This is a genomic window from Variovorax sp. 05L425, from assembly GCF_056397705.1.
This window is the reverse complement of sequence record NZ_JBFTNY010000007.1, coordinates 98,360-113,155: the sequence shown is the minus strand read 5'-3', so window position 1 is coordinate 113,155 and position 14,796 is coordinate 98,360. Positions and strand designations below refer to the sequence as shown.

The following is a 14,796-nucleotide window of genomic DNA, read 5'->3' as shown; positions in this document are numbered from 1 at the left end:
TCTCTCCTTGTGCTCGTACTAGCGCGGGGCGGGCGCCACCGGCGCGCTTTGGGCCTCCGGCAACAGCCGGCGGGGCACCTTGGTGATTTTGGGATCGGTCCAGGTGCCGTCAATCTTGAACTCCTGCGTGGCCGCCGCAACCAGCGGCCTGCTCAGCACCATCTGCGCGAGGAAGGTGCCGAGGCCGATGGCGGGATTGATCGCCGTCGCCACCAGGGCGGCCGTGCCCGCGTTGATCTCGGGCACGACGACCACGCGGATGCTCTGCGTTTCGCGGGCAAGGTCGGCCGAACCGTCCATCAGCACGGCGGCATTGACGCCCTTCATCTGCAGGTTGTTCGTCGTCGCCACCCCCTGGTCAAACGTGACGTCGCCACGCAGGAAGTCGAATGCGAAACCTTCGCTGAAAACATCGCGGAAGTCGAGGGTCAGCCGCCGTGGCAAGGCCTGGAGGCTGAGTACGCCCAGCAGCTTGGCGATGCCGGGATCGGCCTTGAGGAACTGCCCTGATTCGACGTTGATCTGCAACTGCCCGCCAAGGCTGGGGTAGTCGATCGAGAACGGAGAGCCGGTCCACTGCACGGCGCCTTCGAGCCGGCCACGCCCGCGCCGCACCACGTCCTTCATTCCGAAGCGCGTGAGAAGGTTGCCCGCGTCGGCGATCTCGAGCTTGAAATCCATGCTGGTGCGGCGCTGATCGCGGCCGGCTGCGGCACCGCTGCCCGGCGGCGCGGCCCATGCGCCTTGCGCCGTGAAGGTGGCATCCGGATTGATGAGCGCCAGACGGTTGAGCCGCCATTCGCGTCCGACGCCGCCGCGATTGACCGCATCAATCTCCGCCCGCCCGAGCTGATGTCCGAAGAGTTCGAAGTCGTCGACGATGATGTCGAGCGCAGGCAGCGTGCTGGGTTGTTCGTCGAGCAGGGATTCGACAGCGGTGGCTTCGCTGCGCGCGATCTTGAGCCGTGCCAACCGCGCATACAGTCGCCCGGCCTGCGTATGGCGGTATTCGGCATAACCGCTGAGTTCGGTGGCGTCGATGTTGGCGCGCCAGAGGGGGCCCTCGCGCGTGCCGCCCAGCACGACGTCGTGCAGCGTCCTGCCGCCCAGGGCGAGTTCCCGCGCCCGCAGCGCAATGAGCGTGGGCAGGAAGGAGAGTGCATCGTCGGCGCTGTCGGTGGCGCCGGTCGCTTCGGGCGCCTTGCCGGTGGTGTCGCCGAAGAGCGCCTGCCAGGCGGCGATATCGAGCCGATCGAATCGCAGGTTCGCGAACACGCCGCGATCCGGCGGTGCCGCGGATTCGCCCGTCGCCAGCCCGACGCCGATGCCGCCGCGCAGTACCTTTGCATTGCTGCCCGAAATGTCGCGCACGTACGTTGCCGACACGGCGCGACCCAGCTCGACCGAAATCTGATCGTTGACCACCGGCGTGGACCGGGATTCGCGCAGCACGACTTTCTTCTCGATACGCAAGGGCATCGACTCCTCGGCTGCCTTGGTCAGCGGCGGCGGCATTTGAAGCCCCAGTCCTTGCAGGCTGCTGGTGAGCAGAAATTCCGGAACGCCGTCGCGCACCGAGAAAGTGGCGGCATAGGCGGTGCCGCCCGTCGTGCTTCGTGCCAGCCGCGCGAGCCAGTCGACCTCGCGCGCCGCGCGCAGTCCTTCGGCGGTCGCGTTCCCTTGCACGCGAATGGTCAGGTCCTGGTTGGTGCTGCCGAATCGGCCGGTGCCTTCGATGCGCACCGCGCCTCCCAACGCACTGGCCTGGATGCCCGCCAGCGAAAAGCCGGTCTCGGTGAAGTTCACCGTGCCACGCGCCTGGGCGAGGGCGGGCGCCGTGGGAGCGAGTTGCAGATCGTTGTCGGTGAGCGCAATGCTGGCCTGCACCTTCGACTTCTCCATGGCCGAGAGCGGAAGTTCGAGCCGAAGCTTGTAGTCCGCGTTGCCGGTCGCGCGCATGTCGGCGAGCGTCTTCTCGGCCTCTCCGGCGAGCGGTGCGCCGACCCGCAACACCTCGGCGAGCGGGCCCTTGGCCTGGGCGTCGACCTTGAGCAGCGCCGCGTGGCTCGACATGTCGGCGATCTGCGCCTCGGCCTTCGTCACCTCGACGCCGGGCGCGCCGACGATGCGGCCCCGCGCATTGCGCACCAGCATGCCGGCCCGCTCGAAGACAAGTTCGCCGGAGAGGCCGTTCAGCGCAGGCCAGGACTTGGGCGTATTGGGCGCGGAGGGCACGTACGCGTAGGTGACGTCGGCGACCCGCGCTGCAATGCGGAAGTCGCCCTGCTTCGGGTCCATGAAGGGCATGTCGTGCAGATCGCCCCGGACCTTGAAATCGACGGAGCTGGCCGTGCCCTTCGTCACCGCGTCGCGCACATAGTCGCGCGTTTGCTTGGGTATGTGCAGCGGCAGATAGCGGTAGACCCGCGTGCCGTCGGCGCGGGTGAGCTTGCCCTGCAGGTCCAGAACACCCGGATAGCGCGCACCGCTGCGCGACACCGCCGGATCGCTGGTGCGCCAACTGGCCTGCGCCTCGCCCTCCGCGTCGACATTGGCGAAGCGCAGGTTCGAGACCTGAACCTGCACCGCCTCTCCGTCAACCTTCCACTGCGCCTGCATCGAGAGCTGGTCGATCGGGACCACGGGCTCTTCGAAAACGCCCGGAAAGTCGAGCGCGCCCTTCGTGATCGAGGCCGTGGCGCTGCCGCCGGCCTGGCTGGCATCGAACTCGACCGTGGCGCCGCGCACGCCGGGAGTACCCACGGGAACGGGTGGCGGCTCCGCCGCTGCTGCTGCCGTTGCCGCGGCGCGAGTTCCTTCGTGAGACGGCGACGCTTCAACGGGTTCGCCCGGCTGCGACGAAATGCTGAAGTCGCTCACGCGGCCACGCAGCTGGTATTTGCCGGGCGCGTCGGGCGGGCCCTGCCAGTTCGCATCGACGCGTTCGACCAGGCCGCTCAGACCATACTCGCCAATGAGCTTGCGCGTGGCATCGCCGAGCGGCAGGCGATCGGCGATCAACGCCAGCGCGCCAAGGTCGAGCCGGTCGGCACGGAACGCGCCGCGCTCGGCGGCACGGTCTTTCGCGGGCGTGAGCTGCAGCCAGATGTTGCCCCCCGGCCAACGCTTGCCATCGGCCGTGTCGAACTGCAGATTGGTGGTAGAGAACTCGAAGGTCTCGTCGTTCAGCCGCCCCTCCATGCGTCCCGTAACGCCGCGAAGGATCAGCGGCTGGAGATCCTTGGCCAGCGAGGCGTCGACCTTCGCCAGCGCCAGATCGGCGACGGCTCCGGTGAGCCTGCCGTCGGTGAAGTCAGCCCACAGGCGCAATCCACCGCTGCCTTCGCGGATCCGCGCGTCGAGGTCCACGTAACGGCCAAGGCGCTTGACATCGATGTAGGGAAGGTTCGCGAAGATCTGGCCGTCCCAGGTCTTCCAGTTGCCGCTGCGAACCGACAGCAACGGCTGGCGGAAATCGCCGATCAGCGTGATCCGCTCGCCCCAACCGGCAGGCGGCGTGGCGTCAAGTCGCATGGCATGACGTCGGCCGCTGTTGCGAGCCACGAACTGCACATCGGTGAGGCGCAGCGGCTCCATCTTGCGGCCATCGTCGATCCAGCGGACCGTCCCGCCCTGGACGACGAGTTCGCGCTGCGCGAAGAACCAGTCGGCTCCGTCGCCTTTGCCACTGGTCTCGGTCGACATGTGGATCCCCGCGATGTGCAGCTCGCCGGAGGCATCGCGCCGCACATCCACCTCCGGTTGCTCGATGTAGAGCTGCTCGAAACTGAGGTTCCAGAGCGAGCGCGGCGACACGCTGGCCACCACGCGCATGAGCCGCAGCGCCTCCTGCTCGCTGGCGTCCTGAAGCACGACATCACGGAGTTCGATGGTGGGGAACAAGCCGCCGGGCTGCGCCGAAACCGAACCGATGCGCACGGGCACCCCGATGGTCCGGCTGGCCTGCGCCTCGAGCGCACCACGATAGTCGCCGATTCGCGGCACAATCCAGACGTGTAGGACAACGACGGAGAGCACCAGCAGGAGCCATGCACCGAAAAGCAATGCCAGCAACCAGCGCGCCGTCACAGCGGTGATCTTGAGCAGACGTGAAGGGGAAGACGTCGTGTCGTTCATTGAGGATCGCGCTGTGTCGGGAATTATGACTGCCAGCTCCCAACCGGGTTCCAACGACCCCAACTCCGTGTCGCAGAGTTCGCCGCAAGCATCCGGATCGACAACGCCGCTGTCGGGCTATTCGCGCTTCGTGCAGCGCCTGCGGCGGCGCTATGCGGGCGAGCTTTCGCTGCTGCCCCCTGGCGCGCCCGTTCTCGCGCACATGGCCGAGGCGTATGAATCCCTTCGCCGTCGCGGGGACAATGCCGCCGACGCACTGCGCACCGTGCGCCAACTGGTGATGGAACGGCTTGTCACGCTCGATTGCGACGCGCAAGCGCCGCTCGCCGTCGTGACCACTGCCGTGACCGAGCTCGCCGAATTCGCGCTCGATGTCGCATGCCACGAGGCCTGTGCCGAACTCGACGTGATCCACGGCGCACCCCTCGGGGCCGACGGCCAGCGCGCTCAGATCTGGATTGTCGGCATGGGCAAGCTCGGTGCTCGAGAACTGAACGTATCGAGCGACATCGACCTCATCTACCTCTACGACCAGGATGGCGAGACCGTCGGTGACGTCGACGGTCGGGGCAAGCTGTCGAACCAGGAGTATTTCGCGCGGGCGGTGAAGCGCATCTATGCCTTGGTGGGCGACACCACCGAGCACGGGTTCGTGTTCCGCGTGGACCTGGCGCTGCGCCCCAACGGCAACTCGGGACCCAGCGTGGTCTCGCTCGACGCGCTCGAGGAATATTTTCAGGTGCAAGGCCGCGAATGGGAGCGCTTCGCCTGGCTCAAGAGCCGCGTCGTCGCCCCGAGGTCCGTGGTGACCAGCGGCTCCGCCCAGGCGCTCAGGGGCGTGGTGCTCCCATTTGTCTTCCGGCGCTACCTGGACTACAGCGTGTTCGACTCGCTGCGCACGCTGCACCGCCAGATCCGCGAACAGGCATCGCGCCGCAGCGCCGGCCGGCCCGAACGCGCGAACGACGTGAAGCTGTCGCGCGGCGGCATCCGCGAGATCGAATTCACGGTGCAGTTGCTGCAGGTGGTGCGCGGCGGGCAGTTCCCCGAGTTGCGTACCCGCCCGACGCTCGACGCGCTGCAGCGGCTTGCACGCGCCAACCTGATGCCGCAGGAAGCTGCCGATGCATTGGCTGCCGCCTACGAATTCCTGAGGCGCGTCGAACATCGCATCCAGTACCTGGATGATCAGCAGACGCACGTGCTCCCGGTCAACGACGACGACATTCGATGGATCGCGCAAACACTCGGTTATGAGGATTGCTGCGCCTTTCTCGCACAGCTCGACACGCACCGCGAGTTCGTCGCCCAGGAATTCGACAAGCTCCTCGGCGGCAAGGCACCCTGCACGCGCTGCAATGGCGGCGCGGCAAGCGCGGCGCCCGTGGACCTGGCCGACCTGATCGACGGCCTGCCCCCACCGTTCGCCGAACGCCTCAAGGCCTGGCGCGACAACCCGCGCGTGCTGGCCTTGCGCGACGAAACGCGCGCTCGCCTGCGCCAGTTGGTGCACCGCACCGGCCAGTGGCTGCGCGAGCCCGACAGCGAAGCACCGGGCAAGATCGGGCACCACATCGACGGCGCGCTGCGCTGGGCCGACTGGATCGAGCCGCTGCTGCGGCGCGAGAACTACATCGCCTTGCTCGTCGAGCGGCCCGCGGTGCAAGAACGCTTGCTGCGGCTGCTGGGCTCCGCCAAATGGCCGGCGCGCTACCTGATGCAGCATCCCGGTGTGATCGACGAGCTTGCCAGCGACGAGATGCTGTCCGGCCGCTTCGTCGCAGCCGAGTTCGAGCGCGAGCTCGAAGCCCGGCACCAGTCGCTCACCCGCACCGGCGAGGCCGACGAGGAGCGACTGCTCAATCTTCTGCGCCACGCCCACCACGCGGAGCTGTTTCGCACACTCGCGCGCGACGTCGACGGCCGAATCACCGTCGAACAAGTCGCCGACGATCTCAGTGCGCTGGCCGACGCGGTGCTGCGCGCCACGGCACGCTGGTGCTGGCCGCACGTGCGCAACCCGCACCGCGAACAGCCGCAGTTCGCGATCATCGGCTACGGAAAACTCGGCGGCAAGGAACTGGGCTACGGCAGCGACCTCGACATCGTCTTTGTCTACGACGACGACGACGAGCGCGCCGGCGAGGTCTATGCGGCGTATGTGCGCAAGCTCATCAACTGGCTCACTGTGAAGACGCGCGAGGGCGACTTGTTCGAGATCGACACCGCGCTGCGGCCCAACGGCAATTCGGGGCTTCTCACGACAAGCTTCGAGGCCTACGAGAAATACCAGTTGGGCCGGGGCAGCAACACGGCCTGGACGTGGGAACACCAGGCCATGACGCGTGCGCGCTTCGTGCTCGGTGATCCTTTGCTGGGCGAGCGCTTCGACCGCATCCGTGAAGCCGTGATCACGGCGCCGCGCGATCGCGAGGCCCTCAAGGCCGAGATCGTCGCAATGCGCGAGAAGGTGCGCGCGGCGCGACCGGTGAAGCCCGACCGCTTCGACGTCAAGCACAGCGCCGGCGGCATGGTCGATGCCGAATTCGCGGTGCAGTTTCTCGTGCTCTCCGCGGCGAAGGCGCATCCGGAATTGGTCCCCAATGTCGGCAACATCGCACTGCTCTTGCGTGCGGAAGCTGCCGGCTTGCTTCCCGAAGGCGTTGGCCAGAACGCTGCGGCAGCCTATCGCGAACTGCGGCGCGTGCAGCATCGGGCGCGACTCAACGAAGAGCCGACCCAGGTGCCGATGAGTTCCTTGGTCGCGGAACGCGAAGCCATGCTGGCCTTGTGGAAGGCGGTCTTTGGCTGAGACGCCGCTGCCGATCCAGCGCGCTCTTGCGTTGGTCGCAGGCGCGACGCTCCTTTTTCTCGCCGGTTGCGCGAGTGGCCCGAAAAGCGGCGGCTTCGGACGCGACGGTGCCGACGCCAACCCACCGGCCGGCCTGAGCCAGGTCCCCGACGCGGAGCCGCGCATCGAACCGATCCGCAGCAGCGGCGGCACCAGCAAGCCCTATGTCGTGCTGGGCCGGTCGTACGTCCCGATCGCGGACGACCGCCCTTTTCGCGAAACCGGACTGGCTTCGTGGTACGGGCGCAAGTTCCACAGCCAGTCGACTGCCAGCGGAGAGCCCTACGACATGTACGCGATGACGGCGGCGCACAAGACCCTGCCGCTGCCGAGTTACGTGCGCGTGCGCAATCCGGCGAACGGCCGCGAAGTGATCGTCCGCGTGAACGATCGCGGGCCTTTCCACGAGGATCGCATCATCGACCTGAGCTACACGGCTGCACTCAAGCTCGACTTGCTGCGCGGCGTCGCGCCAGTCGAAATCGAGCGCATCACGAACGAGGACATCCGCACCGGTGCATGGCGGCGGGGCAATGTGGAAACGACACAGTTGGCACAGCGTGCGGCGCCGCCCACACCTGCCGAAATCGCGCCGGTGACGGACAGTGTCACAGTGCCGTCGGCATTGACGGCACCGGTCGCTGCCACGCCGCGCACCGACGCGATGGAGGTCGTCACGCTGGCCCCGATGACCCCGCTTGAAGCCCCGGCAGCGTCGCCTTCAACCACTTCGCGTCTGCCCGCGTCAGATGGCGTCGCATCAGCACCATTGCCCGGGTTCTGGGTACAACTGGGCGCATTCAGCCAGCGCGATGGCGCAATGCGCTTCCAGCAGCAAGTCGCACGCGAACTGCCGACCCTGGCGCCATCCCTGAACGTATTCAGTGAACGCGGCACCCATCGCCTGCAGGTCGGCCCCTACGCGTCACGCGATTCCGCCCGCGATGCCGCCGAACAGGTGCGCAACGGCCTCCAGTTGACCCCTCTCATCGTCGAGCGGCGCTGAGGTTTTGCGGGAGGGCGGCCGAGCCCGGTCAGGCCCCTTGGTATTCGGGCTTGGGCCCGAGCGAAGCCGCCAGTTCCTTGCGATAGCGGTTCAGCTCTTGCACGGTCTTGAAGCTCCTGTTCATCAGCAGGCTCAGGTTGTGCAGGATGCGATCGCCAACCTTGTTTTCCCAGACGGTGTCGAACTTGATCTGCTTGTCCAGCCAATGTTCGAGCCAGTTCGGGTCCGGGACCCGACTCTGGATGGTGTCGTTGGGGAACAACGCCTTGTTGACGTGCAGATTGGTCGGATGCAGCGCCTGCGCAGTGCGACGCGCGCTGGCCATGAGCACGCCGACCTTCGTGAATGCGGAACGCGCCTCGTCGCCGAACTTTTCGAGTGCGCGCTTCATGTAGCGCAGGTAGGCGCCGCCGTGGCGTGCCTCGTCCTGGCTGAGCGTGGTGTAGATGTGCTTGATGACCGGCTCGGTGTGCCACTCGGCCGCGCGGCGATACCAGTGGTTGAGCCGGATTTCGCCGCAGAAATGCAGCATCAGGGTTTCGAGCGGCGGGGCAGGATCGAAGTCGAACCGCACGTCGTGCAGTTCCTGCTCGGTCGGCGCGTGCTGCGGACTGAAGCGCTTGAGGTATTCCATCAGCACGAGCGAGTGCTTTTGCTCCTCGAAGAACCAGATCGACATGAAGGCCGAGAAGTCGCTGTCATGCCGGTTGTCGCGCAGGAACATCTCGGTGGCAGGCAAGGCCGCCCATTCCGTGATGGCATTCATCTTGATGGTCTGGGCCTGTTCTTCGGAGAGCCGAGTACCATCAAAAGACTGCCATGGAATATCCTTGTCCATGTCCCAGCGGACGGATTCGAGTTGTCTGAAGAGTTCCGGGTACAGCATTAGTATCTTTCTTGAGCCGCTGGATTTTAGTCGGCGGGGTTGGCGCGTCCATGACAAGCGCGCGAAGAAGCGAATAGGCGTACCCTTTCCGTGCGGATTCACGCCGCGTTTACTCAGGAAAACCGCCATGCGAGTCCACATCCGGCTGTCCATGACTTTTCTATTGGCCGTCGCGGCCGCGGCCTGTTTTCTCCCCTACAGCGCCAGTGCCCAGGACGTCCAGAACACTCCGAATGCCGCGGCTGCGTGTCCGGCCATCCTGCAGCACACCTTCCCAAGGCTCCAGGACGAAAAACCCCAGACCTTATGCCAGTACACGGGCAAGGTGGTGCTGGTCGTCAATACGGCGAGCTTCTGTGGATTCACGCCGCAATACAAGGGGCTGGAAGCGCTCGACGGCAAATACCGCGCTCGGGGACTGGTCGTGCTTGGCTTTCCATCGAATGATTTCGCGCAGGAAACCGGCTCCAACAAGGAAATCGCGGATTTCTGCGAAAGCACCTTCGGCGTCAAATTTCCGATGTTCTCGAAAAGCTCGGTACGCGGATCAGATGCCAACCCGCTGTTCAAGGAGTTGGCGCGCGCTTCGGGAACGACGCCGAAATGGAATTTCTACAAGTACTTGATCGGCCGGGACGGGACGGTCGTCGCGTCCTACTCGAGCCTGACCTCGCCGGAAGACCGATCGTTCATCCGGGACGTCGAGAAGCAACTCGGGCCGAACTGATTTACTCGCCGTTCACAAACGCTTACCTCTGACCCGGGAACCGGTCGCGCAGGCTGCGCTCATAACGGGTTCGGGTGTGGATCACCCGATCGGTTTCATGTTGCGAGGTCTTCCGGGCGCCTGCCGTCTGGTTGAAATCCCGAGGCGATTCTTCTCCTCCTCCCTCCCTCCCTCCTTCGTTTCGGGGCGCCTCGCAACGTTTTTATTTCCCCCAAGGCGGGCTCCTTTCGAGCAACAGCCCGGCACAAAAAGCCCATCACAAAAAAGCCCCGCGATGCGGGGCTTTTGTCGTTCTGCAGGCCTGAACCTCAAGGGGTCAGGGCTGGGTGTCGGCGAAGCTGGGGCGCAGCATCAGCTTGTCGTAAAGCTTTGCCAGATTCGCATGGTCGCCGCGCCAATCGATGTCCGGGAAGCGATAGCCGACCCAACCCAGCGCACAGCCGACCGCGATGTCCGAGAGACTCAGGTGGATGCCGCTGCAGAAGGGCTTGTCGCCGAGGCCCTTGGCCATGGCGGTGATGCCAGTCAGGACCTTGCCGCGCTGGCGATCCATCCAGGCCTGGCTGCGTTCGCCGTCGGCGCGATGTGCCCACGTGGCTTCGAGACGCCAGAGGACCCCGGCATCCATCACGCCATCGGCCAACGCCTCCCAGGTCTTGACTTCCGCACGCTCGCGGCTTTGCTGTGGAATCAGCTTGCCGACCGGCGAGAGCGTGTCGAGGTATTCGACGATCACGCGCGAGTCGAACATGGCTTCGCTGCCGTCCATGATCAGGCAAGGCACCTTGCCAAGCGGATTGGCGCTGGAAATCGTGGTGTCGGCAGACCAGACGTCTTCGATCACGAACTGGTAGTCGAGCCGCTTCTCGGCCATGACCACCCGCACTTTGCGCACGTAAGGACTGGCAGCGGATCCGATCAGTTTCATTCGGGCTTTCCCCCCATCAGGGTCATCGTTGTAGCGCTTTGATTCTAGGGTAAGGGACGCATTGCAGATTCGACCTCATCGGACCGGATTTGTCTTCCCGTCCGGCCACTGCCGAGGGCCGAAATTGCTTCGCCCGGGGCGAGACCTAAAATTCGCCCATGAGTTTCTCCACTGTCTCCGCGCTTTCCCCCCTTGACGGCCGTTATGCGGCCAAGCTCTCAGCGCTGCGGCCGCTGATGAGCGAACAGGGCTACATGCACCGGCGGGTGCAGGTCGAAGTGGCGTGGTTCATCGCCCTTTCGGATTGCGGCTTCGCCGAATTCAAGCCGCTCACGGGCGGCGCCCGCAAGTATTTGCTCGGGCTGGTCTCCAATTTCTCGGAGGCCGATGCGGTCGCGATCAAGCAGATCGAGAAGACCACCAACCACGACGTCAAGGCCGTCGAGTACTGGATCAAGTCGAAATTCGAGGCCCGGCCCGAACTGCTTGCTGCTTCCGAGTTCGTGCATTTCGCCTGCACCAGCGAGGACATCAACAACACGAGCCATGCGCTGCAGATCCAGGCGGCACGCGAAAAGGTGATGCTGCCGGCCATCGACGGACTGATCGCGACGCTGCGCGAGATGGCGATGAAGTTCGCCGACGTGTCGATGCTCTCCCGCACCCACGGGCAGACGGCCAGCCCGACCACGGTCGGCAAGGAAATCGCGAACGTCACCGTGCGCCTGTCCAAGGCACGCGAGCAGATCGCAGGCGTGCAGTTGCTCGGCAAGATGAACGGCGCTGTCGGCAACTACAACGCGCACATGGCGGCCTGGCCGGATTTCGACTGGGAGGCGTTCAGCCGCAAGGTGGTCGAGACGCCCGCGCCGCTGGGCCTGGGGCTCGCCTTCCAGCCGTACAGCATCCAGATCGAGCCGCATGACTACATGGCCGAACTGTTCGACGCGATCGCCCGGGCCAACACCATCCTGATCGACTTCTCGCGCGACGTCTGGGGTTACGTGAGCCTGGGCTACTTCAAGCAACGCTTGAAGAAGGGCGAAATCGGCTCGTCGACGATGCCGCACAAGGTCAACCCGATCGATTTCGAGAATGCCGAAGGCAACCTCGGCCTCGCCAACGCGGTGCTTCGCCATTTGAGCGAAAAGCTACCCATCAGCCGTTGGCAGCGCGACCTGACCGACAGCACAGTGTTGCGCAACATCGGCGTCGCGCTCGGTTACGCCACCCTCGCCTATGCAAGCCTTGCGACCGGCCTGGGCAAGCTCGAGCTCAACGAAGAAGCGATCGCCGAAGACCTCGACGCCTCGTGGGAAGTGCTCGCCGAACCGATCCAGACCGTGATGCGTCGCTTCGGCGTGCAGGGTGCGTACGAGCAACTGAAGGAAGTGACCCGGGGCAAGACGGTCACGGCCGAGGCATTGCATGGGTTGATCCGCTCGCTCGACATCCCCGAGGCCGAGAAGGAACGGCTGCTGGCGATGACGCCGGCCAGCTATACCGGCAAAGCTGCCGAACTGGCCCGGCGGGCATGAAGGCCCCCACACTCGGCACTTCGTGTCCTCGCTGCCTCCTGAGTGGGCTGATTCGCCTTGGGGCGGCCCGGCGGCGAATCTGATGGCACTCAAGTCAACGATCTTCAAGGCCAATCTCGCTGTCGCCGACATCGACCATGGCTACTACGCGGATCACACGCTGACGCTGGCGCGTCACCCGAGTGAAACCGACGAGCGGATGATGATCCGGCTGGCTGCGCTGGCCCTCAACGCCTACAAGCTGCAGGACGTATGCAACGGCGACGGGACGCTGGCCTTTGGGGCCGGCCTCTCGAATCCGGACGAACCAGACGTCTGGCTGCGCGATTTCACCGGCGAAGTGAAGATGTGGATCGAAGTCGGCCAACCGGAAGACAAGCCCATCATCAAGGCCTGCGGCAAGGCAGACGAGGTCATCGTTTATTGCTTCAACCACGCCGCGGAGATCTGGTGGCGCGGCATCGAGAACAAGCTGACGCGCCCTCAGAACCTGAGCGTGTTCCGCATCCCGACCGCCGCCTCGCAGGCACTGGCAGCCCTGGCCCAACGGTCGATGCAGCTGCAGGCCACGATCCAGGAAGGCGCGCTGATGTTGGGCGACGGCACGCACAACGTCGACATCGAGCCAGTGAGATTCAAATAGCCCAACGCACCCCGGCCGGCAAAGCCAGGCCCGTTGGTGAAACACCGCGGAACCGGCTTTGCTGGGCCGCTGGTGTTGCCCCCGGCAGGGGGTGGGCGCCCGACACGAAGTGCGGGCAACCTGGGGGCGAGCCCACTACTTCGGCATCATCGCGCCGCAGTGCCAGCACTGTTCGAAGCCGCCTTCGACCAGTTCACCACAGACGCATTGCCAGCGGCGCTGCGGGCGATGACGCAGTTCATGCAAGAGCCGCTCGGCGAGCGCGAACTGCGCATCGTCCTCGATCCAGATTTCAGGCAGACACTGGTCGGGCGGCAACTGGCCTGCGGCGGCCCCAAGATATTCGCGCTGTACCGAGGCCTCGACGCCGTCTTCGCGCAGTGCGTGCACCCAGAGCGTCGCAATGGCCAAGTTGGGGGCTTGCACGAGGCGGCGCATGGTTTCAGGCCGGAGTGTCGGAAACGTCCTGGGCGGAACCGTCGTCGGGCCAGACGTATTCGGCTTCGCGGGCGCGTTCGGCGTATTTGTTGAAGCGCCAAGCCGAATCCTGCATCGTGATGCGGCGCCAGGTCAACCGCTTCTCGGCCGGTGTCATGGCGGGCCAGTGCTGGACCTCGTCGAAGCTGCGCCCGCAGCCCTTGCATTGGTCGTCGCCCTGACTGGTGGAGCAGATGGCGATGCAGGGCGTGTCGGGGGTGGTTTGGTACCACGTCAGCCAAGCGTCCCACGCCTTGGATGGGAAGCCGACTTCATCGACTTCGTCTTCGTGGTGGAACACCATGAGCGCGTAAACCTCGGCCAACGCCCGCAACTCGGGCGCGAGGGTGATGCCGTCGGGCGAGGGCTTGCGGCCGCGCCAGAAGTTGATGGCGGCCTCGATGTCGGTGATGTGAATGGCGGCCATAGGGACGAAAAAAAGCGAGCGGCGATCATAGTCCCGCCAAATCCCGTCGTGACCGAAGGATTTGATTCGCTATCGGATTCATAGCAGCAAATTCTTTGCCGGCGCGACACTCCGGCGCCTTTTGCTTAAACCGCCGACGGTGCCCGGTTGCCACACGGCAGACGCAATGCTCTAATTCCGCCACGAAGGGGAGTAGCTCCCGCCAGCTTATTCATGAGCGGGCATCGCCAGGTCGTCAATACGAAGCACAACACTTCCGGCCTGTCGGGCAGCCCCGCGCTGTCGAGCAAGACCTTCGATTTGAACCTGTGCGGGTTTGATCGAAGCGATTGCGTGTTCCTCGAGGGCGTTGTTCCTCATCCGACCGCTTCATCCGACCCGCGTGGGAGGAATCGAAACGAACAGAGGACTTTATGGAACAGTTTCTGACGCCCGAGTTTTGGGTTGCGGTCGGTCAGATCATCATGATCGACATCCTGCTCGGCGGCGACAACGCCGTGGTGATCGCGCTGGCGTGCCGCAAGCTGCCGTCGGCGCAGCGCACGAAAGGCATTCTCTGGGGCACCGCAGGGGCGATCCTGCTGCGTGTGATCCTGATCTTCTTCGCGCTCACACTGCTGGCGATTCCTTTCCTGAAACTGGCAGGTGCCATCTTGCTGGTGTGGATCGGTATCAAGCTTCTGGTGCCCGAACATGACGACGCACACGGAAACATCGCCGCCAGCGACAAGCTGTGGGCCGCGGTCAAGACCGTGATCGTTGCCGACCTGGTCATGAGCGTCGACAACGTGATCGCGATCGCCGGTGCCGCCGAAGGTGCCGGTGAGGGCCACCAGATGGCGCTGGTGATTTTCGGCCTGCTGGTGAGCATTCCGATCATCGTCTGGGGCAGCCAACTGGTCATCAAGTTGATGGACCGCTTCCCGATCATCATCACGCTCGGCGGCATGCTCCTGGGCTGGATTGCCGGCACCATGGCGGTATCGGATCCCGCCGTAGCCAATGCCGCAGCGTGGACGTGGGTGCCCAAGCTGCCGCAGAGTGATGTGGTCCGCTATGGGGCCGGCGTCGCCGGCGCGCTGCTGGTGCTCGCAATCGGCAAGTGGATGGCCGCCCGCCGTCCCAAGCCCTCCGAGACGGTCACTGTTTGATCCAACGTTCGATGTCTCTGCCACT

11 protein-coding genes are annotated in these 14,796 nt (G+C 65.0%); 6 read left to right on the top strand and 5 right to left on the bottom strand.

Going from position 1 to position 14,796, the window contains the following annotated elements; genetic code table 11:
- Nucleotides 1-18: 18 nt before the first annotated feature.
- Complete coding sequence (locus AC1DN9_RS10500; protein WP_478099801.1) at nucleotides 19-4,137, bottom strand: YhdP family protein; 4,119 nt, start codon at nucleotides 4,135-4,137, stop codon at nucleotides 19-21.
- A gap of 25 nt (nucleotides 4,138-4,162) precedes the next feature.
- On the opposite strand from AC1DN9_RS10500, the gene glnE reads away from it, so the two are divergent.
- Both glnE and AC1DN9_RS10490 read left to right on the top strand, forming a co-directional pair.
- A complete protein-coding gene (gene glnE / locus AC1DN9_RS10495; RefSeq protein WP_478099799.1) occupies nucleotides 4,163-6,949 on the top strand; it encodes a bifunctional [glutamate--ammonia ligase]-adenylyl-L-tyrosine phosphorylase/[glutamate--ammonia-ligase] adenylyltransferase in 2,787 nt (928 codons plus the stop codon).
- Nucleotides 6,942-7,994 (top strand): septal ring lytic transglycosylase RlpA family protein, encoded by a 1,053-nt coding sequence (locus AC1DN9_RS10490; RefSeq protein ID WP_478099797.1) that lies wholly within the window; start codon nucleotides 6,942-6,944, stop codon nucleotides 7,992-7,994. Before glnE ends, AC1DN9_RS10490 begins: the two co-directional genes overlap by 8 nt.
- A 28-nt stretch (nucleotides 7,995-8,022) precedes the next feature.
- Here AC1DN9_RS10490 and AC1DN9_RS10485 read toward each other — a convergent pair whose 3' ends face one another.
- On the bottom strand, nucleotides 8,023-8,880 hold the full coding sequence (locus tag AC1DN9_RS10485) for a ferritin family protein (RefSeq protein ID WP_478099795.1): 858 nt from the start codon (nucleotides 8,878-8,880) through the stop codon (nucleotides 8,023-8,025).
- Between the two features lie 127 nt (nucleotides 8,881-9,007).
- Between AC1DN9_RS10485 and AC1DN9_RS10480 the strand changes: the two genes are divergently transcribed.
- Nucleotides 9,008-9,607, top strand: a complete 600-nt coding sequence (locus AC1DN9_RS10480) for a glutathione peroxidase (protein ID WP_478099793.1) — start codon at nucleotides 9,008-9,010, stop codon at nucleotides 9,605-9,607.
- Nucleotides 9,608-9,923: 316 nt separating this feature from the next.
- Here AC1DN9_RS10480 and AC1DN9_RS10475 read toward each other — a convergent pair whose 3' ends face one another.
- Nucleotides 9,924-10,535 carry a glutathione S-transferase N-terminal domain-containing protein gene (locus tag AC1DN9_RS10475; RefSeq protein WP_478099791.1) on the bottom strand — a complete coding sequence of 204 codons (612 nt, stop codon included), beginning with the start codon at nucleotides 10,533-10,535 and terminating at the stop codon, nucleotides 9,924-9,926.
- Between the two features lie 158 nt (nucleotides 10,536-10,693).
- On the opposite strand from AC1DN9_RS10475, the gene purB reads away from it, so the two are divergent.
- The gene (gene purB, locus AC1DN9_RS10470) at nucleotides 10,694-12,073 is read left to right on the top strand and encodes an adenylosuccinate lyase (protein WP_478099789.1); all 1,380 of its coding nucleotides are present in this window, start codon (nucleotides 10,694-10,696) and stop codon (nucleotides 12,071-12,073) included.
- A gap of 82 nt (nucleotides 12,074-12,155) precedes the next feature.
- Complete coding sequence (locus AC1DN9_RS10465; protein WP_478099787.1) at nucleotides 12,156-12,716, top strand: YaeQ family protein; 561 nt, start codon at nucleotides 12,156-12,158, stop codon at nucleotides 12,714-12,716.
- A gap of 135 nt (nucleotides 12,717-12,851) precedes the next feature.
- Here the strand turns inward: AC1DN9_RS10465 and AC1DN9_RS10460 are convergent, their stop codons facing one another.
- Together AC1DN9_RS10460 and AC1DN9_RS10455 are read right to left on the bottom strand one after the other, a co-directional pair.
- Entirely contained in the window at nucleotides 12,852-13,154 is a 303-nt protein-coding gene (locus tag AC1DN9_RS10460) for a DUF2007 domain-containing protein (protein WP_478099785.1), read from the bottom strand.
- 4 nt (nucleotides 13,155-13,158) lie between these two features.
- Nucleotides 13,159-13,620 carry a DUF3717 domain-containing protein gene (locus AC1DN9_RS10455; RefSeq protein WP_478099784.1) on the bottom strand — a complete coding sequence of 154 codons (462 nt, stop codon included), beginning with the start codon at nucleotides 13,618-13,620 and terminating at the stop codon, nucleotides 13,159-13,161.
- A 413-nt stretch (nucleotides 13,621-14,033) separates the two neighbouring features.
- Here AC1DN9_RS10455 and AC1DN9_RS10450 point away from each other — a divergent pair, with 413 nt between their 5' ends.
- Nucleotides 14,034-14,771 (top strand): TerC family protein, encoded by a 738-nt coding sequence (locus AC1DN9_RS10450; protein WP_478099782.1) that lies wholly within the window; start codon nucleotides 14,034-14,036, stop codon nucleotides 14,769-14,771.
- Nucleotides 14,772-14,796: the final 25 nt, after the last annotated feature.